Origin of the sequence: Shinella oryzae (assembly GCF_023038235.1) — a bacterium.
GTDB lineage: Bacteria > Pseudomonadota > Alphaproteobacteria > Rhizobiales > Rhizobiaceae > Shinella > Shinella sumterensis.
In genome coordinates this window covers 1,640,119-1,662,419 of the sequence record NZ_CP081988.1, presented here as the reverse complement: position 1 = coordinate 1,662,419, position 22,301 = coordinate 1,640,119, and the positions used below count along the sequence as shown (strand labels likewise).

Annotated in this window: 21 protein-coding genes and 4 pseudogenes; 10 read left to right on the top strand and 15 right to left on the bottom strand. The window is 60.1% G+C overall.

Features of this window, described 5'->3' with window-relative positions; translation table 11 throughout:
- Window positions 1-2: 2 nt before the first annotated feature.
- The 4 genes and pseudogenes from livM to K6301_RS25135 form a co-directional block, all read left to right on the top strand.
- Window positions 3-1,307: a high-affinity branched-chain amino acid ABC transporter permease LivM gene (gene livM / locus K6301_RS23930; protein WP_247221325.1), complete on the top strand. Its 1,305-nt coding sequence runs from the start codon at window positions 3-5 to the stop codon at window positions 1,305-1,307.
- The gene (locus tag K6301_RS23925; RefSeq protein WP_247221324.1) at window positions 1,304-2,122 is read left to right on the top strand and encodes an ABC transporter ATP-binding protein; all 819 of its coding nucleotides are present in this window, start codon (window positions 1,304-1,306) and stop codon (window positions 2,120-2,122) included. Before livM ends, K6301_RS23925 begins: the two co-directional genes overlap by 4 nt.
- Window positions 2,119-2,838, top strand: a complete 720-nt coding sequence (locus K6301_RS23920) for an ABC transporter ATP-binding protein (RefSeq protein ID WP_247221323.1) — start codon at window positions 2,119-2,121, stop codon at window positions 2,836-2,838. The genes K6301_RS23925 and K6301_RS23920 overlap by 4 nt, the downstream gene beginning before the upstream one ends.
- A pseudogene (locus tag K6301_RS25135) lies at window positions 2,801-3,235 on the top strand (aldehyde dehydrogenase family protein); the annotation flags it as partial. The gene K6301_RS23920 and the pseudogene K6301_RS25135, both read left to right, overlap by 38 nt.
- A 309-nt stretch (window positions 3,236-3,544) precedes the next feature.
- Here K6301_RS25135 and K6301_RS23910 read toward each other — a convergent pair.
- The 5 genes from K6301_RS23910 to K6301_RS23890 form a co-directional block, all read right to left on the bottom strand.
- The gene (locus tag K6301_RS23910; RefSeq protein WP_247221321.1) at window positions 3,545-3,757 is read right to left on the bottom strand and encodes a hypothetical protein; all 213 of its coding nucleotides are present in this window, start codon (window positions 3,755-3,757) and stop codon (window positions 3,545-3,547) included.
- A 452-nt stretch (window positions 3,758-4,209) separates the two neighbouring features.
- Entirely contained in the window at window positions 4,210-4,389 is a 180-nt protein-coding gene (locus K6301_RS23905) for a hypothetical protein (RefSeq protein ID WP_247221320.1), read from the bottom strand.
- A gap of 269 nt (window positions 4,390-4,658) precedes the next feature.
- Window positions 4,659-5,423 carry an alpha/beta hydrolase gene (locus tag K6301_RS23900; RefSeq protein WP_247221318.1) on the bottom strand — a complete coding sequence of 255 codons (765 nt, stop codon included), beginning with the start codon at window positions 5,421-5,423 and terminating at the stop codon, window positions 4,659-4,661.
- A 185-nt stretch (window positions 5,424-5,608) separates the two neighbouring features.
- Window positions 5,609-6,058 (bottom strand): DUF2383 domain-containing protein, encoded by a 450-nt coding sequence (locus K6301_RS23895; protein ID WP_247221316.1) that lies wholly within the window; start codon window positions 6,056-6,058, stop codon window positions 5,609-5,611.
- Between the two features lie 217 nt (window positions 6,059-6,275).
- Window positions 6,276-7,190 (bottom strand): LysR family transcriptional regulator, encoded by a 915-nt coding sequence (locus tag K6301_RS23890; RefSeq protein WP_247221314.1) that lies wholly within the window; start codon window positions 7,188-7,190, stop codon window positions 6,276-6,278.
- 117 nt (window positions 7,191-7,307) lie between these two features.
- Here K6301_RS23890 and K6301_RS23885 point away from each other — a divergent pair.
- A pseudogene (locus tag K6301_RS23885) lies at window positions 7,308-8,173 on the top strand (aldo/keto reductase family oxidoreductase).
- Between the two features lie 181 nt (window positions 8,174-8,354).
- Here the strand turns inward: K6301_RS23885 and K6301_RS23880 are convergent.
- Window positions 8,355-8,642, bottom strand: a complete 288-nt coding sequence (locus tag K6301_RS23880) for a DUF6665 family protein (protein WP_343298967.1) — start codon at window positions 8,640-8,642, stop codon at window positions 8,355-8,357.
- 163 nt (window positions 8,643-8,805) lie between these two features.
- On the opposite strand from K6301_RS23880, the gene K6301_RS23875 reads away from it, so the two are divergent.
- From K6301_RS23875 to K6301_RS23865, 3 genes and pseudogenes are all read left to right on the top strand, one after another.
- On the top strand, window positions 8,806-9,219 hold the full coding sequence (locus K6301_RS23875) for a GFA family protein (RefSeq protein WP_247221312.1): 414 nt from the start codon (window positions 8,806-8,808) through the stop codon (window positions 9,217-9,219).
- A gap of 11 nt (window positions 9,220-9,230) precedes the next feature.
- Window positions 9,231-9,616, top strand: a pseudogene (locus K6301_RS23870) (FAD-binding protein); the annotation flags it as partial.
- A gap of 116 nt (window positions 9,617-9,732) precedes the next feature.
- Window positions 9,733-10,608, top strand: a complete 876-nt coding sequence (locus K6301_RS23865; RefSeq protein WP_247221311.1) for a DMT family transporter — start codon at window positions 9,733-9,735, stop codon at window positions 10,606-10,608.
- A gap of 7 nt (window positions 10,609-10,615) precedes the next feature.
- Here the strand turns inward: K6301_RS23865 and K6301_RS23860 are convergent, their stop codons facing one another.
- From K6301_RS23860 to K6301_RS23825, 8 genes are all read right to left on the bottom strand, one after another.
- Complete coding sequence (locus tag K6301_RS23860; protein WP_247221310.1) at window positions 10,616-11,518, bottom strand: LysR substrate-binding domain-containing protein; 903 nt, start codon at window positions 11,516-11,518, stop codon at window positions 10,616-10,618.
- A gap of 69 nt (window positions 11,519-11,587) precedes the next feature.
- A complete protein-coding gene (locus K6301_RS23855; RefSeq protein WP_247221309.1) occupies window positions 11,588-12,793 on the bottom strand; it encodes an NAD(P)/FAD-dependent oxidoreductase in 1,206 nt (401 codons plus the stop codon).
- Complete coding sequence (locus tag K6301_RS23850; RefSeq protein WP_247221308.1) at window positions 12,790-13,608, bottom strand: NAD-dependent epimerase/dehydratase family protein; 819 nt, start codon at window positions 13,606-13,608, stop codon at window positions 12,790-12,792. The genes K6301_RS23855 and K6301_RS23850 overlap by 4 nt, the downstream gene beginning before the upstream one ends.
- Window positions 13,609-13,620: 12 nt before the next feature.
- On the bottom strand, window positions 13,621-14,826 hold the full coding sequence (locus tag K6301_RS23845) for a pyridoxal phosphate-dependent aminotransferase (protein ID WP_247221306.1): 1,206 nt from the start codon (window positions 14,824-14,826) through the stop codon (window positions 13,621-13,623).
- A complete protein-coding gene (locus tag K6301_RS23840; protein ID WP_247221305.1) occupies window positions 14,826-16,442 on the bottom strand; it encodes a hydantoinase B/oxoprolinase family protein in 1,617 nt (538 codons plus the stop codon). Before K6301_RS23840 ends, K6301_RS23845 begins: the two co-directional genes overlap by 1 nt.
- Window positions 16,443-16,444: 2 nt before the next feature.
- On the bottom strand, window positions 16,445-18,523 hold the full coding sequence (locus tag K6301_RS23835; RefSeq protein ID WP_247221304.1) for a hydantoinase/oxoprolinase family protein: 2,079 nt from the start codon (window positions 18,521-18,523) through the stop codon (window positions 16,445-16,447).
- Complete coding sequence (locus K6301_RS23830; RefSeq protein ID WP_247221303.1) at window positions 18,520-20,196, bottom strand: thiamine pyrophosphate-dependent enzyme; 1,677 nt, start codon at window positions 20,194-20,196, stop codon at window positions 18,520-18,522. The genes K6301_RS23835 and K6301_RS23830 overlap by 4 nt, the downstream gene beginning before the upstream one ends.
- Window positions 20,186-20,449 carry a Rossmann-fold NAD(P)-binding domain-containing protein gene (locus tag K6301_RS23825; RefSeq protein WP_247221302.1) on the bottom strand — a complete coding sequence of 88 codons (264 nt, stop codon included), beginning with the start codon at window positions 20,447-20,449 and terminating at the stop codon, window positions 20,186-20,188. The genes K6301_RS23830 and K6301_RS23825 overlap by 11 nt, the downstream gene beginning before the upstream one ends.
- Before the next feature lie 298 nt (window positions 20,450-20,747).
- Between K6301_RS23825 and K6301_RS23820 the strand changes: the two genes are divergently transcribed.
- Entirely contained in the window at window positions 20,748-21,047 is a 300-nt protein-coding gene (locus K6301_RS23820) for a hypothetical protein (protein ID WP_247221301.1), read from the top strand.
- A gap of 6 nt (window positions 21,048-21,053) precedes the next feature.
- A pseudogene (locus K6301_RS23815) lies at window positions 21,054-21,489 on the top strand (PIN domain-containing protein).
- 87 nt (window positions 21,490-21,576) lie between these two features.
- Here K6301_RS23815 and K6301_RS23810 read toward each other — a convergent pair.
- Complete coding sequence (locus tag K6301_RS23810; RefSeq protein ID WP_247221300.1) at window positions 21,577-22,227, bottom strand: TetR/AcrR family transcriptional regulator; 651 nt, start codon at window positions 22,225-22,227, stop codon at window positions 21,577-21,579.
- Between the last annotated feature and the right edge of the window lie 74 nt (window positions 22,228-22,301).

Here is a 22,301-nt window from a genome sequence, read left to right as displayed (position 1 = left end):
AGATGGAAACGAACCGCATCCTCACCCTCGCCAAACAAGCGCTTCTAACCTTCACCGTTTCGTTGATACTCTTCGCGCCGATCTCAGGTCTCGTGCTGGAAGGGTTCGGCTTCCGCAACGAGCTTGTGCGCGCCGTCCTGCTTGCCGCTCTTGTTACGGTTGGGCGCGTTGTGCTCTCCATCGTGGGAATCACATCTTTCGGCCGCAAGCTTGCCGGCAGCGCAGCCCGCAACGGCGGCGGTGTGACCGTCATGACCGGCAACGAAAAATCGCCAGTCCTGATTCTCGCGCTGCTTTTCGCGGCCGGTCTTGCACTCCCCTTCTTCGCCGACAAGTACTTCCTGGGGATCGCAATCCTTGCTCTGATCTATTGCCTGCTCGGCCTTGGTCTCAACATCGTCGTCGGGCTTGCCGGCCTGCTCGATCTGGGTTTCGTCGCCTTTTATGCCGTCGGCGCTTACCTGCTTGCGCTGGGCTACCAGTATCTCGGCATCGGCTTTTGGAGCGCGCTGATCATCGCCCCCTTCCTGGCCGGCCTCTGCGGCATGATCCTCGCCTTCCCGGTCCTGAAGATGCACGGCGACTATCTCGCCATCGTCACGCTCGGTTTCGGCGAGATCATCCGCCTCGTTCTCAACAATTGGCTGGAGTTCACCGGTGGCCCGAACGGCGCATCGGTCCCGCCCCCGACCGTCCTCGGCCTGGAGTTTACCCGTACGGCCAAGCAAGGCGGCGTGCCGCTGCATGATTATTTCGGTATAGCCTACAGCGCCGACTACAAGTTCTCGTTCATTTATCTCGTCCTGTTTGTCGTCGTCTGCCTCGTCATCTACGCCGTTGAGCGCCTGCGCGTAATGCCGCTGGGCCGCATGTGGGAAGCGCTGCGCGAGGACGAGATCGCTTGTCGCTCGCTGGGCGTGAACCACGTCTTCACAAAACTCACCGCCTTCATGCTTGGCGCATCGACGGGCGGGTTGGCCGGCGTCTTCTTCGCCGTTCACCAGGGGTTCGTGAACCCCACATCCTTCACCTTCTTCGAATCCGCGCTGATCCTTGCGATCGTCGTGCTCGGCGGCCTGGGTTCGACGGTCGGCGTCATCGCTGCAGCCCTCGTCCTCACCATTCTGCCGGAATTGTTGCGCGATTTTGCCGAGTACCGCGTACTGATCTTCGGCGTGCTGATGGTGGTGATGATGATCTGGAAGCCCCGTGGTCTTGTCCGCGTCAGGCGCCCGGCCTTCTTCCCGAGCACCGCGCCGAGGGGCGACACGGCGCCACTGTCCGTGAGCCCGGAGGTTGCACGATGAACGCGCCGGTCCTGGATGTTCGCAACGTGACCATGCGCTTCGGCGGCATCGTCGCAAACCGCAATGTCAGCTTCTCCGTCGCGCTGGGCAGTGTCACGGCCCTGATCGGCCCGAACGGCGCCGGCAAAACTACGATGTTCAACTGCATCACCGGCTTCTATCGCGCCAGCGAGGGCCAGATACTGCTCGATGGGCCCGCGGGACAGCAGGATATCGGTACGCTGATTACCAGACCGGTCACCGGCGGCTCGCATCTCGTGACCCGCGCCGGAATCGCCCGCACCTTCCAGAATATCCGTCTTTTCAAGGAAATGTCGGTCGTCGAAAACCTGCTGGTCGCCCAGCATCTCGTGACGTCCAACAACCTCGTCAACGGTGTCTTCCGAACGCCGGCCTTCCGCCGGGCCGAGCGCGAGGCCGTCGACCGCGCCTACCACTGGCTTGGCGAGATGAACCTTATCGATGATGCCAACCGGCTTGCGGGCGAATTGCCCTATGGGCGTCAACGCCGTCTCGAGATCGCGCGCGCCATGTGCACGGGACCGCGCCTCATCTGCCTTGACGAACCGGCCGCCGGGCTCAACCCGTCGGAAACCCATGATCTTTCCGAGGTCATTCAGCGGCTGTGCAAGCAGCATGGTCAGACGGTGCTCGTCATCGAGCACGACATGGGGTTGGTCATGCGAATTTCCGACCACGTCGTCGTGCTCGACCACGGCGAGGTAATATCCGAGGGCACTCCGGAGCATGTGGCGAATGATCCTGCCGTCATCGCCGCCTATCTCGGCGTCAGCGAAGAAGAGGTTGAGGCATGAGCGAAGCCCCCTTGCTCGAATTTTCTGGCGTTCGCGCCCATTACGGGCCTGTCGAGGCCCTGAAGAATGTGGATGTCCACATCTTCAAGGGCGAGATCGTCAGCCTGATCGGCGCCAACGGCGCTGGCAAGACGACGCTGCTTTCGTCGATCTTCGGCGCACCGCGTGCCTCCGCCGGCAAGATCCTGCACAAGGGCGAGGACATTTCCAGGCTTCCCACCAATCGGATTTCGCGCAGAGGCATAGCGCTCGTACCGGAGGGCCGGCAGATCTACCAGGAAATGAGCGTCGAGGAGAACATGATGATGGGCACCACGCCCATCGGCATCGCATACTTCGAGGAAGACCGGGCGACGATGTTCGACCTCTTTCCGCGGCTGAAGGAACGTCGCAACCAGACCGCGGGCACCATGTCGGGCGGCGAGCAGCAGATGCTCGCCATCGCGCGCGCCATGATGGCACGGCCGGAGCTGATCCTCTTCGACGAACCTTCGCTCGGGCTTGCACCGCTAGTCGTCAAACGTGTCTTCGAGGTGCTGCGGGAGATCGCCGCCATGGGGAAGACCATCTTCCTCGTCGAACAGAACGCCAACCACGCGCTGAAGCTGTCAAGGCGCGCCTATGTCATGGTCAACGGTCGCATCCATCTCTCGGGCGAAAGCGCTGCACTGCTCGACAATGAAGACGTCCGCAAGGCCTATCTCGGCCTGCACTAACCTTATTGGCGGCGAATTGGTCTCGGGCAATGTCTCGGCGAACATCGACTTGACCGACGGCACGGTCGGCGACTATGCCCGCGCAACCAGCAAAGACACAAAAGCCGCATAGGCGCCGCCAAGGCCGTGTTCCCGGCCTGGTCACGCTCCGGGATCCTCGAGCACCATGCCATCCTGAAGAAGACCGGCGAGAAGATTCTCGCCCGCAAGGAAGGGCTTGGCCGTCTGCTTTCCCGCGAAGAGAGCAAGACGCAGCCCGAGGCTATCTGTGAAGCCACCCGCGTCGGCCAGATCTTCAATTTCTTCGCCGGCGTAGCTTCGCGTTTTGCCGTCCGTGCGGTCGAAGATCGGCGTGGCGATCATCCGCGAGGCAATGGGCGTCGTAAGCGGCATCTCAACCTAGGACTTCCCGATCGGTAACCACACCTGAAGCATTACCGGTCCTCGCCTTCGGTGATAGTCTCGCAAAAGCGCCTCCAGGATAAATGAAGGCTTTCACGCCGACAGGGGAGTTGGAAGGACAAAGAACTGTGCTTCGCCAGCCCACGTTGTGAATACGATGGATACGTTCAGGAATGCGTTCCCGATAAGCTGAAATCAAGTAAGGCTGATTAGCACTGGCAAATCGTGTTACCGCAAGCCCAGACATCTGGGTGACAGTTGATAGACAGCCCTGAAAAACCCCTCCGCATGTTCACCGCTACATCTAGGCTGCAGGCCAATCGTTTGCGGGCTCTTCGACAACCTGCTCCGAGACGGTGTCGGCAGGATCAGGGTCACGGTCATCGGTCACCTTCAAGCGATCCATCTCTTCGGCAATTGTCGCATAGGCGTCCTCTTGTTTCGCACCCTCGGTCACCGCCTTGTCCACCAATTGCGCCAGGCCGTCTGCAAGTGTCGCCTTCCATTGATCAGTCATTGTCTTTTCTCCGGTTTGTTGGGTTCTCTGAGATCTCTATCCAGACTGGAGCGTGGTCGCTCGTGTGTTTCCATCCGCGACTATGTTTATCGACGCCAGCTTTTGAAAAATGGGCGCGGGAGTGCCGACTTAAAAGGAAGTCGTTTGTTCGCAGGCCACCTTTTCCGGCATAGGCCTTCCTGGATCTCAGAGCGTTTAGGCGCGCTCGCCTGTATTGAGGTATCGGACCGCATCCATCCAACCTTGGTCTACGGGATCACGAAAAGCTTCGCTGACCTCGATGCGAAACTGCGCTCCGTCCTCGCATCGCTCCGCCTCGCAAACGTACAGTTCAGTTGGCATGACTTTTTAGTCGCGCGCACGCGTGACCGGCACTTCGAGTTCGTAAAGCTCCGCCGAGCGTAGGACTTCCAGACGGCCATTGACACCATCAACGTTGTAGGTGGCCATATTCACTCGGAGTTACGATCGCCCTTGTCACCCTCGCCGGGCTTTGCGTCGTGCTCCGCCTTATGCCGTTTATCGGCTGAAAGTGAGCGACCGACATCCACCGACTCCTTGAACTTGCCATCTTCGTCGCGACGTACATAGCGCTTATCGTTTCCGGTATCTATTAGCTCGCGTTTCGACATGATCGTTCCTCCTTAAACTTATTGTTGAGACCGCGGCGGATGGGTGGGGTGCTCGCCTGCCTATTCGTTGGCCACGATGAGAAAGCCGAAAAACCACCGTGTTCACCATCCCCGTCGCGTCGGCTTGACACGCCGCGACCTCTTACGATGAACCTGTTGCCTGCCGGAAAGTTCCTACGGAGAAAGGAGTATGATCGGATGTGTGAGGTCGCGTCGATTCGTGAGAGGATCGCCTGACAGTTGCCCGCAAGAGGATGATCCGCAATCCGTTACCCGCCAAGCCGCCCTTTTAGGTAGGCAACGGCGTCCCTCGCTTGCTCTGACGAGATCGTGTGACCGACATCCGGATAGATTTTGAGCATGACATCATAACCAGCGGCTTTCAGCTGCCCGCTTGCGGCCGCCGACGCCGTCGACAGTATCGTTTCGTCAGCTCCACCATGTATCAGGAAGATTGGCGTGTCGGATGACGATGATGTTGGGCGTAGCGGCATGAGGCCTGCGAAGCTCACGAGTGCGCCAACCTTCCATCGTCCCGAAGAGACAGCATCAAGCGCCATGATCGCGCCCTGCGAGACGCCGACGAACGCAACGTCCTGCAGGTTATTCTGGAATCCTTCGCGCTGAATGATCTCGTTCACCAACTCGTCGAAGGCATGACGCGCCGCAGCGATGCGGTCCGGGCGCAGGACGTGGTCATCGACGGCAAACCATTGCCTTCCGCCGGAGCGATGGGCGAATGGAGCATCCGGAGAAACGAATTCCGTCTCACGTAGCGTTGCTTTCCATGACTCCCCAATCGCAGCCATGACGGAGCCGCGCCCTCGTATGCCGTGGAAGAATATTACCAGACGTCGGGATTGCCGGGGCTCCGCCGCCGCGCCATTCACGTCAACATCACTTCTCTGAACACGGCGATCAGCGGCAACGTCAGTGCGTTCCGACGCCATCGCCTTGATGGGATGAGACATCGAAGTCATCGCCATAAACAGTGCGGTAGCGGATTTTAGGAAATTCGGTAGGCTCGACTTCAACTTTAAATCCCTGAAAGACGCCGTGGTTGGCGGCGGTTTCTATTATCCGGCTCGACATCCGAAGGGCGCTCGACCTGCTCAAAGGGAGCGCCCTTCGGACCCGGACAGCCGTGAACGCTCGACGGTTTCGTGCAAGCAATCGGGGTGTGAGCCATAGGTGAGAACTAGATGGCTCGAATTCAAGATCACAGAGCTTTCGCCGTTGTCTCGAACCATTCCCGATGGCGCTGCTCGTCATGGAGTGCCTTCAGGAAGAAGGCTTTGGACTGCGGGATGGTGTCCTCGTGACGGGAAGCCCGCTCGTAAGCTGTGACAGTGTCGTCTTCGTTTGTCTTCATCGCCTTCAGGATTGCAGAGTCCCCGAACAGGTCCGCCAGCGCGATCTTGCCCGTGGTCAGCATCTGCTTCATGTCACCGTCGGTCGGCGCTTCAGTGCCGATTTCGCGCGCAATTTCGTTAAGAACCTGAAGATGCTGGAGGTGGTCGTCACGAAAGGCTGCGACCTGTACGCTTAGCTGCTTATCGTCGAGACGCTCGATCACGGATTCGTAGGCGGCGATGGCGTCGCGTTCAAGATAGATGAGGTTGGTGACGAGCTTGTCGATTGTTTCTTCGTTTCCGACCATGGTGACCATCGTGCTCTCCTAGTTTGGATGACGGGCCACCAACCGTTTCCCAACTCATATGTTCCATTGAGACAGCAGGCGGGGCGAAACCCGACAATTGCTGCACAGGAAGAAGACCTGACCGAAAACAGCTGTACGATTGCGGCACCTCAACAGCGTATCGAAAACCGGCGACACTGCCAAAGGAGGGCGCCGACGTGGCGATCCGATAATCATTGGCAGGCGGTCAACAATTCGCTGCCGCTTTGTTCGTTTGCTTCACGAAATCGATAAACGCGCGCAGAGGTGCGGGCACGAGCCGCCGTCCAGAATAATAGAGGAATGGGCCGGGAAACCGGATCCACCATTCCTCCATAACCGGAACTAGATCGCCTCGATCAAAGTGGGGCCTTAGCCAGTCCTCGAAGAGGTAAATCAAGCCAGTACCGGCAACGGCTGCGTCGATTCCAAGGTCGGTGCCGCCGCCAAACTGAACAACGAGATTTCCTTTTGGATTTATGACGACACCTTCTCCCTCGCATTCGAATTCCCAAGAGGGAATGGCGCGTCCCGAAAACCGGCCCAGAATGCAATGATGTGAAAGCAGCTCTTGTGGATGTTGCGGTGTGCCTCTTCTTTCAAGGTAATCCGGCGACGCGGCAAGCGCGTAACGCTGCTGGCGTGGACCGATCGGCAAGGCGACCATATCCTGCTCCAGCCTTTCGTCATAACGGATGCCTGCGTCGCAGCCGCTCTTGATGATGTCGACGAAATTCTCATCGGTTATGATTTCCAGCCTGATTTCCGGATAGGACGTAAGAAACGGTGGCACAATAGCAGGCAGGACCAACCTTGCCGCACTCATCGGGACATTGAGCCTAAGCTCACCTGAAGTGCGGCCGCGGCTGCTTTTGACCTCGTTCAGCGCCGATGCCACCTCTGCAAATGCAGGTGCGGTGCGCTCCAGTAGAAGGCGTCCTGCATCCGTCATCAGCACGCTTCGGGTCGTGCGATTGAACAGTCGCACCCCAAGGTCGTCTTCCAGCCGTTTCACCGCATCGCTCAACGCCGAGGAGCTGATGCCGCTTTCGCGCGCGGCCTGCCGAAAACCTTGGGATCGAGCCACCAGTAAGAATGCATTCAGATCGGTCAAGTCCGGCATATTGTTCTCCTGGCATCCGCGACCTTTGTCCGGCTAGACGGACAAGCTGTTCTGATTATACCTTCTTGTCCCCAATATGCCACATGCCTAGTTTCTGGAAAACAAAGGAGATAGACCATGAGCTCTGTTGCAACTTCAGGAACTTTCATGCTTGGCAACCGTACGGTGCGCCGCCTGGGCTATGGCGCAATGCAGCTAGCGGGAAAGGGTGTTTTCGGACCTCCGCGCGATCGTGCGGAGGCAATCGCCGTGCTGCGAGAAGCCGTGGAGGATGGCGTCAACCACATCGATACCAGCGATTTCTATGGCCCCCATGTCACAAACGAGATTATCCGAGAGGCCTTGCATCCTTACGGCAACGACCTTGTTATCGTCACAAAGGTTGGCGCGAGCAGAGCACGGACGCCTCATGGAAGCCGGCATTTTCACGCGCGCAGTTGACTGAAGCCGTTCATGACAACCTCCGCAATCTCCGACTCAATGTGCTTGATGTCGTCAACCTGCGCGCCATGTTCGACGTGCACGGCCCCGCGGAAGGCTCACTGGACGAGCCCCTTGAAGTTCTCGAGGGTTTGAAGCAACAGGGCTTGATCAGGCATATTGGCCTTTCCAATGTCACGGCGAAGCAGATCGAGAACGCCGGAAAAATCACAGACATCGTTTGCGTGCAGAACCAGTACAATCTTGCGCACCGTCATGACGATCCGTTGATCGACATGCTCGCCTCCAGAGGGATCGCCTATGTGCCGTTCTTCCCTCTGGGCGGCTTCTCTGCGCTGCAATCATCCACTCTGTCCAACGTTGCTGCGCGGCTCGACGCCACGCCGATGCAGGTGGCGCTCGCCTGGCTTCTCCAGCGATCGTCGAACATTCTTCTGATTCCTGGTACGTCGTCACGGGTACATCTGCGAGAGAACCTTGCAGCGGCAACAATAGAGCTCCCCCCAGAAGCCCTGTCGGAACTGGATCAGGTTGTTGCCTGATGTCTTGCAGAATCATAGCGAATGAGACGGTGGGCAGATCTGAGGCCACAAGAGCCTGATTGTCTCGAACCCAGAGCGCGGATGCAGACCCGCACGACGGTGCACCTCGGATAACGCACGGCCGAGGACCGTTACTTAGTAACGATTTTCGGAGCGCCCTCATCTCAACTTGAGCGGGCCTTCACCAAGACGCGGGGCGGCCCCCAGGCGCAAGAATTTTACCGGGTACGTAATATTGTTTGATGACATCCCGGCCATTCGACATCCCGCAAGCCTCCCGCTGGATGAACAGCGCCCACTCGCACTCGGCCGCGTCATCAACGAGCATTTCGATCTCGGCTTCCGTGCCCTGGCCCTCACGTTCGGTCAGCTTCACCAAGGCGGCGTCCGCCGCCCGGTTGGAATGGCCGAGGGCACTGGCCTGCTCGGCTATCAATTCATGCTCGAGAACCGCAAGGCCGGAACTGATCCATTAAAACCTCAGACTACCCCTAGCCGGCGATATGCCATGTCCCAGCTTGCATGAAGACTCTCCTGATGGTCAAAAGGACTGCATATGAACGGTCCCATGGAGGACGACGTAGGCAAGCCGGATTGTCGAGAACTCCGGCACAAGTTAAGGGAGCGATATCTTGGAGCGACATACAGGCGGTTGCCGTTGCGGAGCCATTAGGTTCGAAGCGACCTCTAAGCCATTCTACGCCGCTTATTGTCATTGCTCGGATTGCCGGCGGGCCAGCGGGGCGCCCGTTGCCGCGTTCGTCGGATTCCTTTCCGCTGACGTGACCTTTGTCGATTTCGAAGGATCGACCTACGGCGAGCATCCCATCCAGCGCAGTTTCTGCCCAACTTGCGGGGCGCCCATTGCTTACCGCGATGCACGCATAAATGAGCAGGTTTTCTTCATGATTGGGGCGATGGATCATCCGGAGCAGTATCCACCGACCATGCACGGTTATGCGGGGTCACAGTTGCCGTTTGTTCATATCGCCGATGGGCTTCCCAGAAAGAAGTCGAATACGGCTCCTCGGCCGGGGGAAAGCTGACCGGTTCGGCAACTGGCTCAGAGAGCCCGGAGCTGACCTCGGCGAAGATCATCATCTCGGGTGGGCGTGCGCTCGGCTCGTCGAAGACGTTCTAGGAGGAGATCCTACCCGTCGCCGACAAGCTCGGTGCGGCCGTCGGTGCGGCGCGCGCTGTGGTGGATGATGCTTACGCCCCCAACGACTGGCAGATCGGCCAGACGGGTAAGGTGGTGGCACCGCAGCGCTACATCGCCCGCGGCATCTCCGGCTCCGTCCAGCACCTTGTCGGCGTGAAAAATAGCAAGGTCATCGTCGCCATCAATAAGGACGAGGATGGCCCTGCATCTTCCAGGTCGCAGACTACGACCTCGTCGGTGACCTTTTCGGAGTCCTGCCTCAGCTCGAAAAGGCACTGTAGACGGATGATCCGAGGGGGCGCTGTTGCGCCCGCCACAATTATCTTGAACTCGCGCGTCGCATCCGGCCATCCCTGTGCTATGAGCGGGTTCAAACGATTTTGATTTTGTAGGCGTCATGAGCCCGAAAACCCGCGGTTATCTGTTTGCATTCCTTGCGGTCTGCATTTTTGCCGGCCAGGATGCGATCACGAAATATCTAGGCGATCGCTATCCGGCACTGTTCATAACCATGATCCGGTTCTGGGCCTTCGCGCTTTTCGTCTTTGCTTTCGCCGCCTCATCGAAGGGCGGCATCCGGCAAGCGGTCCAGACGCGCCGCCCCGGACTGCAGATCGCCAGAGGGCTTCTGCTCGTGGCCGAAATCATCCTTATCGTCTATTCCTATGTGCATGCCGGTCTTGCGATGAGCCAATCGATCTTCCAGGCAACGCCGCTGATCATCACGATCCTCTCGATCCCGCTGCTCGGCGAGGCTGTCGGATGGCGCCGCGGGACCGCCGTGCTGGTGGGCCTTCTCGGCGTTCTGGTGATCATCAATCCCGTGGATGTCCATTTTGACCCGTCGTTGCTTCTGCCCCTCGGAGCGTCCGTGCTCTTTGCGCTCTACAGCATCGCCACGCGTGCGGTGAGCCGCGAAGACTCGGCCGTGACCAGTCTCTTCTATGCCGGTATCGCGGGGGCGGTGGCGATTTCGCTGATCGGTCCGTTCTACTGGACGGAGGTCAGGTCCGGCGACTGGCTAGCCCTCGCCGCGCTCTGCGTCTGCGGTACTCTTAGCCACTATTTCCTGATCCGCGCATATGGCCTGCTGCCGGCGGCCGAAGTTCAGCCGGTCACCTATTTCCAGCTCGTTCTCAACGTCATCCTCGCTATGTGGCTGTTCGGTGAGATCGTCACATTCAACATGGTCGTCGGGGCCATCATCGTCGTCGGAGCCGGCCTCTTCACGATCTGGCGCGAGACGCAATTGACAAGGCGCGCCTCTTCCTAGCGATCCCTCACCATTGCTCTGCGGTAATCCAGTCGCAAAAGGCGGAGATGATCTTGACGCGCTTGTGCGCCCTCGGAACGACGAGATAGAAGCCGGGTACGTCCTTCTTATCCATCGTATCAAGGATATCAAGGCCGAGCGGCGCGACGAGTGTGCCGGCCTTGATATCGGCAAGCGCATCGAGCTTCGAGACGAGCCCGACGCCGATGCCGGAAATGCTGCCCCTGCGCATGGTCGCCGCATCCTGGAATTCGATTTCGCCGGCCATCTCCATCGACGGCAGGCCGAGATGCGCCAGCACCTTGCGCCAGAGATCGCGGGCCATGACCGGATGAAGTAGCGTCATGCGGCCAAGGTCGGCGGTTGAAGAGATTTGTTTTGCCAGTTCCGGCGAACAGCAAATGATCTTCGGATCATGCATCAGCAGTTTAACATCGTATTCCTTCCAGTTGCCGAAGCCCCACTGGATGGAAACGTCGACCTCGTCGGCGGCGAAGTCGCGCACGTTGACCATGGTCGTCAAACGGATGTCGGCACCGGGCATGCGCTGGCGAAAGCGCTCCAGCCGCTCCATCAGATAGCGTGTGGCGAAATACGGGCTGACGTTGATGTTGATGCGATTGCGGTAGGTCGAGTTTGTAACCCGGCGAATGCCTTCACTGAATTCATCGAAGCCCGCCTGGACGAAATGCGACAGGATGATCGCATGTTCTGTGGGTTCGATGACCCGCGCCTTCCGCTCGAACAAGGGCACATGCAAGGTATCTTCCAGCAGCTTGATCTGCTGGCTGATCGCCTGTGGCGTGACGAGAAGCTCGTCGGCCGCACCGCGAAATGTGCCCTGACGCATGACCGCCCAGAATGCGCGCAGCGCATTGAGAGGGGGAAGCCGCGTGTGTTGTCCAGCCAAGTCACCCTCCGCAGGTGATATTCAATGACGACCGGCTCCGCCCATAGCCATAGGTGGAGCCGGCAGCCGTTATATCACAGCTTTTTCGAGGAAGGGGCGGTTCTCCACGATCCTCTCGTAGCCGACTTCCGTCAGGTCCAGGGTGCGGTATTCACCGTAGGTGATCAACTCGGATACGCCCCTTCCCGTTGCGGGTCCCTGCTGCAGCCCATGGCCGGAAAAACCGTTTGCGAACAGGAAATTGCGCACGACAGGATGACGGCCGACAACCAGATTGTGATCAAGCGTATTGAAGTCATAGTGCCCCGCCCACTGGTTCACGACCTTGATCGCTTCGAACTGGGGCGACCGCTCGGCCAGCGCCGGCCAGATGATCTCCTCGAACTCCTCGTAGCGCGGCTCGAAATCATCCCAGTCAACCGCCGGGTCATCAACCGGCGGGCAGCCCGTCAGGAAGAATCGGCCTTCGGGCCGGCAGAACACGCCGGAGGGATCGATCATCAGCGGGAGCCGACCCTGGTTGACAGCAGCCGTTCCCTCCGGCGTATGAGCGCAATCGAAGACGAACAGGGTACGCTTGCGCGGCTCGACTGGAATATCGAGTCCCGCCATGCGGGCCGTTAGCGCGGCGCGCGGACCGGAGGCATTGACGATCGTGCCGGCCTTGACGACCGCGCCGGACTTCAAGGTGACCGACGTCACAGTATCGCCATCGCGGCCGACGGCCACGGCCTCATCCGTGACGTAGTCGACGCCAAGCGAGCGGGCCTTATTCTTGAAACCATACATGAGCCCGGTATTGTTGAACCAGCCTTCGCCGGAGCGGCCATAGGAGGCGAGCTCGATGTCCGCGACGTTCAGGTGCGGAAAGGCGTTCACCAACGCGGCGCTGTCCCAGAGCACGACATCGGCGCCACAGGAGATCTGCGCTTCGTGGTTCTCCTTGAGGATCTGCACCTGCTCGGGCGTACTGGCCAGGAACAGGTAGCCGCCGGAATGGAAACCGAGATCCGGCCTGTCGTCACCGACCTGCATCATCTCGCCGAAATTACGGATGACTTCGGAGCCGTACTGGCTGATCTTCACATTGATCGGGTTGGAGAACTGGGTGCGGATCGAAGAAGAAGACAGCGAAGTTGCCGCCTTCAGATAGGTTGGGTCGCGTTCCACGACGAGCACCGACCCATCGAAATCGGGATTGGCCGCAAGATAATACGCGACGGCGGAGCCGATCACCGCGCCGCCGATAACGACGACGTCATACTGGTCTTTCATTTCGAGGCCTCGTCGTTGGGATGGCCGATATCGACGAACCATCCGCCGAGATAAAGAGTGGAGGGAGCCTTCGGATCGACCGGCGGCTTTTCCGCCTCGACCCTGGCGCGGAAGCGCTCGGTATTGTCCTGCGGTACATAGCCGAGATGACCGGCTTTGCCATTGTCGACCGGCTTGACGGCATTGTCGGAGAGGCCAAAGCTGATGGTGTGGCCGACGCGCGGCGCCGTCAGGCTCGCCGTCACCAGGCGGATGCAGTCCTCAAACGAGAGCCACGACCAGAGCATGCGACGGTCTGCCGGCTCCGGGAACGAGGAGAAGATGCGCAAGCAAACGCTCTCCAGCCCGAACTTGTCCCAGTAGAAGCGGCTCAGCGCCTCGACGAAGCATTTGGAAACGCCGTAGAGGCTGTCGGGACGTACCGGCGCGTCCGTATCGATGTGGGCTTCGAGCGGATGATAGCCGATCGCATGAACGGAGGACGCATAGACGACGCGCCTGACGCCGTGCTTCCGGGCAGCCTCGTAGATATGATAGCTGCCGCGGATATTGGCGTCGAGGATATCCTCCCAGGGACGCTCCAATGGAACCCCGCCGAAATGCACGATGGCATCGACACCTTCGACCGCCTTCATGACAGCGGCCTCGTCGGCGAGATTGAAGGTCATCGCCTCTTCGTTCGGCTGCAGATCCTTGATCTCGTCGATATCCGCCAGCCGCAGCGTGTCGGCGAGCGGCGAAAGGCCCCGTCGCAGCTCCGTACCCAAGCGGCCGGCGGCCCCCGTGATGAGAATGGTCTTGTAGGATTTGGACATTCTTGGTTCCAATCAGAATTCGAGTTTGGCGACGACCGCCGCAATACGCTTCACCGCCTCCTCCAGAACCGCCTCGGAGGTTGCCGTGGAAATGCGAAAGAAGGGGGACAGGCCGTAGGCGGTGCCCGGAACCGCTGCCACATGCCCCTCGTCGAGGAGATATTTCGCAAACGCGACGTCGTCTTCGAGCGTCTGGCCCGACGGGGTTTTCGCGCCGATCAGCGCCGTGCAGCCGATATAGGCGTAAAAGGCGCCTTCCGGCGGGTCGAGGCTCAGCGCATCGATCTTGGCGATGCCTTCGACCACGAGATCGCGGCGCCGTTCGAACGCGGCACGGAATTCGGCAACGCAATCCTGCGGTCCCTCGAGCGCCGCCCTGGCCGCGATCTGCGCCGGGGCGGAAACGGAGGTGCAGGATTGGCTCTGGATCGTCGCCATCGCCTTGATCAGATCGTTTGGGCCGGCGGCATAGCCGACGCGCCAGCCGGTCATGGCATAGGCCTTGGACATGCCGTTGACGATCAGCGAGCGATCGCGAAGTTTCGGGCAGGCCGCGCCGAAGGAAACGAACTTGCGCCCGTCGAAAATGATGTGCTCGTAGATCTCATCCGACAGGATCATGACATCGGGATAGTTTGCGAGAACCGCACCAAGTGCTTTCAACTGGGCCTCGGTATAGACCGCGCCCGACGGGTTGCCCGGCATGTTGAGGAACAGCCAGCGGGTCTTTTTCGTCAGCGCCGCTTCCAGAACCTGGGGCGTCAGGCGAAAACCGTTCTCCGCCGGGCAGGCCGGCGTGACCGGAACGCCGCCGAAAAGTTTGATCATCTCAGGATAGGAGACGAAATAGGGCGCCGGCAGGATCGCTTCGTCGCCCTCCTCCACAGTGGCCATCAGCGCGTTAAAGATGATCTGCTTGGCGCCATTGGCGACGGCGATTTCGTCTATGGCGTAGTCGAGGCCGTTTTCATTGCGAAACTTGGCGACGATGGCCTTACGCAGGTCTGGTGTGCCGAGCGAGGCGGTGTAGAGCATGCGCTCCTTGCGCGCCGCCGCGAAGGCGGCTTCGGTGATGTGGGCGGGAGCCGGGAAATCCGGCTCGCCGAGACCGAGGTCGATCACGTCGACCCCCGTCGCCGCAAGGTCCTTGGCGGCCTGCGAAACGGCCATGGAAGCTGAGGGTTTGACGGCGGAAAGCCTGCTGGCGATATGGCTCATCATTTCTTCTCCGTCACATAGCCTTTGGACAGGTCTTCGGCTCTGGCTTCGGCGGTGCGCTCTAACGGGTTTCCGAAGCCGCCGCCACCCGGCAGTTCCAACATCAGCCGGCGGCCGGCGGATACATGCTGCCAGCCTTTCGGCCGCAGTTTCGTGCCGTCATCGAGCTTCGCAGAGCCAGGCGCCCCGTCTTCACCGCCGTCCCGCCCGCGCGCTGGCGTCGCGATGCGGTCGAACATTGCCGAAAAGTCGAATTCGTGGCCTTCCGCCGGCGCGATTTCGATGATCTGGCCAAGACCACCGCGATATTTGCCCGCCCCGCCGGAATCCGGACGCAGTTCCTTGCGCCAGACGACGATTGGGCCGGTATGTTCGGTCGCCTCGATCGGCATGGTATGGACGCCGGACGGAAATGCTGTCGAGGACAGGCCATCGATGCCGGGACGTGCGCCCATGCCGCCCGAGTTGAACATCAGCACCTCGGCACGGCGGCCGGCAGCGCCGGCAACCGGGCGGGCCGATATATGGATGTTCCACAGGGCGGCCGCGCCTTCGGCAAGGATCTGGCCGGGCAGCGCCTTGGCCAGCGCACCGAGAACGAGGTCCGGGACCATGTGGCCTATGACATGGCGCACCGAAACCGGGGCCGGCCGCTCGGCATTGAGGATATTGACCGGCGAAGAGACGTTGAAGACGGCAAGTGAGGCGGAATTATTGGGAATGTCAGGTGCCACCACGCATTTCAGCGCGTAGCAGGCGTAGGCCTTGGTGTAGATCAGCGGCACGTTGATGCCCCAGCGGCTCACGCCATCCGTGCCGGAGAAATCGACATTGATCCCGCTGTCGGTGATCGAGACCTCCGCGGCGAGCCTGATCGGCACGTCGTAGCCGTCCGTTAGCATGTCGTTCGTCCAGGCTCCCTTCGGCAGGCCGGCGATGCGTTCCATCGTCGCCCGGTGCGTGCGCGACAGGATGAAGTCGCCCAACGTGTCGAGGTTGTGGTAACCGACCTCACCCAGCATCTCGATCAGCCGCTTGTGGCCGACGTCGTTGCAGGCGGCGAGCGAATAGAAGTCGCCGATCACCTGGTTCGGCTCGCGCACGTTGAGGCGCAGGATCTTCAGCAGGTCCTTGTTCACCACGCCACGCTCGGCGAACTTCATGATCGGAATCTGAATGCCTTCCTCATAGACCGACTTGCCATCCGCCCCGAAGCCGCGCCCGCCGACATCGACGACATGCGCCGTGCAGGCGAAGAAGCCAATCAGTTCCTCCCCCTTGAACGATGGCGAGACCATGGTGATGTCGTGCAGGTGGCCGGTGCCCTTCCACGGATCGTTGGTGACATAGGTATCGCCCGGATACATATCCTCGCGCGGGATTTCGGCGATGAAGTGCAGCACGGCTTCCGCCATTGTATTGACGTGGCCCGGCGTGCCGGTGACGGCCTGGGCAAGCATCTCGCCCTTGGCGTTGTAGACGCCCGCCGAGAGATCGCCCGCCTCGCGGACGGAGGTGGAGAACGCCGTGCGCAGCAGCGTCAATGCCTGTTCTTCAACGACCGAGATCAGGCGGTTCCACATGACCTGCATGCGGATTTCATTGATATCGCTCATGTTCAGTGCCCCTTGCGCACGAGAAGAATGGTGCCGTCGATCTGGATGACGGCATCGAACGGCGACGTGACGACGGTCGAGGTCTCCCGCTCGACGATGACCGCAGGGCCGGCCACGCGCGCACCTGGTGACAGCGTCTCGCGCGGCACGATGGCGGTTTCCAGGGTCTCGCCGGAGGCCGGATCGAAGACGGCTCTCGTGGTGGATGCGCAAACCGCGCTCCCCTCCGTTTCAAGCGTGAATCGCTCGCCCTCGGGACGCACGTCCTGCGCCTTGACGGACCAGGTGACGAACTCGATCTCCGGGCCTTCCACCGCACGGCCGAAGAACTGGGCGTAGCGGTCTTTGAAGGCCGCCTCGATCATGCCCGCGTCCGCCGCCGTGAAGGCACGGTCGGGCAGCGCCACGGGGATTTCCCAGCCCTGGCCGGCATAGCGCATGAAGGCTGTGACCTCGCGCACGATCTTTCCCTGCGTACCGGCACGTACAAAGCCTTCGGCGGTCTCTTTCAACCCGCCGAGCATGGCGTTGACAGCGCCTGCGTCAAACTTCGAAAGGCGCATGATGTTGGATGAAAGCGCTTCATAGCCGAACGGCGCCTTCAGGAAGCCGATTGCCGAGCCGACGCCCGCCCCTTTCGGGATGAGGCACTGGTCCACGCCGAGTTTTTCGCAAAGGCGAGCGGCATGTAGGGGTGCCGCCCCGCCGAAGGCAATCATGATGTTCTCGGAAATATTCTTGCCGTTCTCGACGGCGTGCACACGCGCCGCATTGGCCATGTTCTCGTCCACCACCTCGACGATGCCGAAGGCGGCCGCTTCGGTGGCGAGCTTCAGGCGGGCACCGACGTCGCGTGCGATCGCGGCACTGGCGTTGTCGACCGATAACTTGATCTTGCCGCCGGCAAAGTTATCCGGATCGAGCTTGCCGAGCACGAGATCTGCGTCGGTGATCGCGGGCCGATCGCCGCCGCGCTGGTAGCAGGCCGGGCCAGGTTCGGAGGCCGCCGATTCTGGGCCGGCCTGGATGCGGCCCATGGCATCGACCCAGGCAATGGAGCCGCCGCCCGCACCGATCTCGATCATCTCGATGACAGGAATGGAGATCGGCATGCCCGAACCCTTGCAGAAACGGTAGGTGCGGGCGACTTCGAAAGTGCGCGCCGTGTGCGGCTGGTAATCCTCGATAAGGCAAATTTTCGCCGTCGTGCCGCCCATGTCATAGGAAACGACACGGTTCAGGCTGAAGCGGCGAGCAATGTCGGCAGCAAAGATCGCGCCGCCCGCAGGGCCGGATTCCACGAGCCGAACCGGAAACTCGGACGCCGTCTCGACCGAGATCAGCCCGCCGCCCGAATGGATCATGAAGACCGGGCACTCCGCTCCCATCTCCCTCAGCCGCACCTGCAACCGCGACAAATAGTCGGCCATCTGCGGGCGGACATAGGCATTGGCACAGACCGTATTGAACCGCTCGAACTCGCGCATTTGCGGCGAGACCTCCGACGAGATCGAGATCGGGATCGACAGCTTCCGGGACAGGATTTCGCGAGCGCGTTGCTCATGCGCCGGGTTCATGTACGAATGGATGAAGCCGATGGCAACGGACCCGAAGTCACCCTCGGCGATAACGTCCGCAAGAGCTTCCAGTGCGGCTTCGTCAAGCGCTTGCAGCTCCTTGCCCTGCGCGTCGATGCGTCCCTTGATCGGAAAGCGATCCTCACGCGGGATCAGCGGCTTTGGCAGCACGAGGCTGAGGTCGTATTGTTCGAACCGGTTTTCCGTGCGCATCTCGATGACGTCACGGAACCCTTCGGTGGTGACGAGGGCCGTCCTCGCGCCGCGGCGCTCGATGAGTGCATTGGTGGCAAGCGTCGTGCCGTGGATGACGATGTCGATATCGTCAGCCGAAATGCCCGCATCCAGGATGACGATTTCGATGCCGTCCAGAATCGCTTGTTCCGGCGCCGAATAATCGGTCAGCACCTTTGTCGAGAAGAGCTTGCCGCGCACATCGAGTGCGATATCGGTAAAGGTACCGCCGATATCGGCGCCGAGGCGGATGTCGTGACGCTGTGTCATGCGGTTTCCTTTGCAGAAAGAGCGGCCTCGCGCATTTGGCTCAGCGTCTGGCGCGGGGTCAACGCTTCGGGTGAAATGTCGAGGTCGAGAAGCGCGCCGGTCTTGGACGCCCGCGCCCTTTCGAAGGCGGCCGCGAAGTCCGAAGTCGCCCCTATACGCTCGGCGTGGAAACCGTAGGACTTCGCAAGCGCCACGAAATCCGGATTGACCATCGTCGTGCCGGAGACGCGCTCCGGGTAATGCCGCTCCTGATGGGCGCGGATGGTGCCGTAGATGCCATTGTTGAGAAGAAGGATGATCGGCTGCGCCCCATGCTGAAGGGCCGTCGCCAGTTCCTGGCAGTTCATCTGGAAATCGCCGTCGCCGGCAAAGCAGACGACGGTGCGGTCGGGACGGGCGACCTTGGCGGCGATGGCAGCCGGAACGCCATAGCCCATCGCGCCCGACTGCGGAGCCAGGAGCCGCGCTTTCGGCCCGAACCTGAAGAACTTGTTGGGCCAGACGGTGAAGTTTCCCGCGCCGTTGGTCAGGATAACGTCGTCAGGCAGAATTTCGTTCAGGAGCGCGGTCACCTTGCCCATGTCTACCGGCGAGGGCAGATCCGGAAGGTCGAAGCTCTTCTCGTACGCGGCACGCCCCTTGGCCCGCCATTGCGCCCATCCGCCCTTGACGGGCTCAAGCGCGCTCAGAGCTTCCGCGAAGGCGTTCGGGCCGGCGTGAATACCGAACGCGGGCCTGTAGACCTTGCCGATCTCCAGATCCGAACCATGGACATGGATGATCTGCTGGCGTGGCTGCGGAACATCGAACAGCGTGTAGCCGTCTGTCGAGTTCTCGCCGAAGCGGTTGTTGACCGCGAGGATGACGTCGGCTTCGCGCAACAATTCCTTGACGGAGGCGACCATGCCCACACCGGCTTCGCCGCAGAAGGTCGGCGAGGCATTGTCGTACTGGTCCTGATAACGGAAGACGGACACCACCGGAATGTCGGACGCCTCGGCAAAATTCCGGACCGCGTCCATTGCACCATCGGCCCAGTTGCAGCCGCCATAGAGAATGACGGGACGCTCTGCGCCTTCCAGCATCCCGCGCAGCCGCTGCATGGCAGGAGCCGACGGCGCGGGCTCAGCGATCTCGACAGGGCCTGACAGGGGCGCGGCCCCTGTAAGCGCGGTCAGCATGTCTTCCGGCAGCGCGATCACGACGGGGCCGGGACGGCCCGAAATCGCGAGCGTCCAGGCGCGAGAGAGGATTTCGGGGACGCGTTCGACCTGATCGATTTCGACGGCCCACTTGGCCATGGTACCGAAAACGGCCTTGTAATCGACTTCCTGGAAAGCCTCGCGACCCTTCATGTCGGTTCCAACCTGTCCGACGAAGAGGATCATCGGTGCAGAATCCTGCATGGCTGTGTGCACGCCGATCGAGGCATTGGCGGCGCCGGGACCACGGGTCACGAAGCAGATGCCCGGCTGGCGGGTAAGCTTCCCATAGGCCGCGGCCATGAACGCCGCACCACCTTCATTGCGGCACAGGACATAATCGAGGCGTCCGCCTTTATCATGCAGCGCATCGAGCACCGCAAGATAGCTTTCCCCCGGCACGCCGAAGCTCTTCGTCGCCCCCAGCGCCAAGAGGCACTCGACGAGCAACTGCCCTCCATTACGTTCCATATCCATCTTCCTGTCGCTCGATGATGAGGGGTTGAAAACCGGAGTCGATAGCCAGCCCTGCCGCGACGGCGCGGACATACGCGCGATCCGTCAGATCCATAGCCAGCGGCACGATTTTGTTTTCACCGCGCATCTTGTCCAGCGCGATGCGGTCACGGCACGGCGCGTGCACGTCCCAACTCTCTTCTGCAAGCATCGTGGCGATCGGGCGTCCGGCGGCCCGCGTCGCCTCCGTGACAAGTGCTTTTGTCATTACACAATCCCCATGAGGCACGGTGGAGCATGCCCGCGGAAACCACCCGCTTAAACGAAGAAATTGATGTGCTTAGACAAGTTCTTCTTGTTCGGTCTCGGTATTTGCAGCGTGGGTAAAAAAGGAGGCCCTTGCATGTCTGCCGGCCGCGAATTCGTTTGCTAATAGACGGTCTGAATGACATTGAACGGCATTGAACCGTCGAGCGGGGCATCTGCCGCAACTTGCCAGACGAGGTGCCGGCCTTTTAGGACGGACTATTCCTGACTATATTACCCGGAATGGCAAGGAGGCGAAAATGTCTGGCTCCCAGACCCGCGCAATTCAAAACTACAGAGCCCGATTGAGTGAACGCGGGCTAGCTCGTTTCGAGGTACTTGGTCGCGATGCCGATCGTGAGCTTATCAGGCTGCTAGCACGCCGCTTAGCGGAAAACAGCCCTGAGTCAGCCAGAATACGCGCGGCGGTCAGTGATACCATCAATGGTAAGCCAGCCAAAAAGGGGGGAATTCTCGCAGCGCTTCGCCGCTCGCCCCTGGTTGGGGCTGACATTGAGTTCACCCGTCATCATGAAGAAGGGCGTGAGATCGAGCTTTAATGGGCTATCTTCTCGACAAATATCCTGAGTAACGTAACCAAGAAAGAGCCATCCGCGACGCTGATGACATGGATTGCCGATCGGACCGATGAAGATCTTTTTATCGCTTCTCTGACTGTTGCTGAGATCCAAAGGGGATCCTGGAGAACCTGCTGGCAAGCGGCTGACTTCTCTGGAGAGTTGGTTTGTCGGTGAAGACGGCCCACAGCGCCTTTTTTCCAACCGTGTCTTACCCTTTGACGAAAAAGCGGCGCTCATATGGGCGCACTTGATGGCGGAGGGAAGAGCAACCGGACGCCCGCGCAACGGCCTTGATATGATTATAGCGTCCACCGCCCAGGCAAACGGTTGCGTTGTCGTAACCGACAATGAGAAGGACTTTTATGGTATCGAAATGATCAATCCGCTTCGTACATCATCGGGCAGAAGCAACATTTCTTAAAGCTCTTGGGAAGATTGAACCGATGCCCCTATGCTGAAAAGGCCCACCCGGCCAGTTGCAACTAGGGGCTTGCCGCACGCAGAGCGATTATCTCACTGCTGTTCCGGCGAGGAAAAAGTCGATGCACCAACGCAGGTGTCGCCGGCGGTCTTCTCGTGCCGACCAGTCATGTCGTCCAGGTCCTGTCGGCCCTAACAACATATCCATCAGCATTCGTGCCGCGCTTGAAGTGTTGTCGATCTTCAAACGCCCCCTCGCCACCTGACCTTCAAGCCAATCAGCCAAATCGCTTCTTGACGGGTCGGCACCCTCCCTTCGGATAAATTCGGCGAGTTCGGGGACATCCCTTGCCTCCTCAAATGCAAAGGCAAGGAAGCTATTCCTTTCCTTCTCAGTCTCCTCGTCAACATCGATCAGGAAGATGCGCTCAAGGATAACATCTGGATCATCATCCTCATTTTCGGGACGCGGCAAATCCAGCATCATCCGTCTATGGTCTCCCACGACGGCTTTGAACAGTTCAGTTTTGCTATCGAATGATTCGTAAATCGTCTGCTTCGAAATCCTGCACCGCGCCGCCACCTTGGCAATTGTCGTGGCGCGGAAGCCTTCCTCGATGAATGCGCGGCGCGCTTCATCGATAATCGTCTTGCGGCGCTGCGCATCACTGTAGATTTTGGGGCGACCGCGGCCTCGTTCGGCTGTCGTCTTCCCCATGTCGTTCGTTACCTTTTTCATCCAGGCTCGCTTAGCACCCATTGACACGGCAGGCAATTTATTATCTGTACCCGTTGTTACATTAAAGGGTAAGC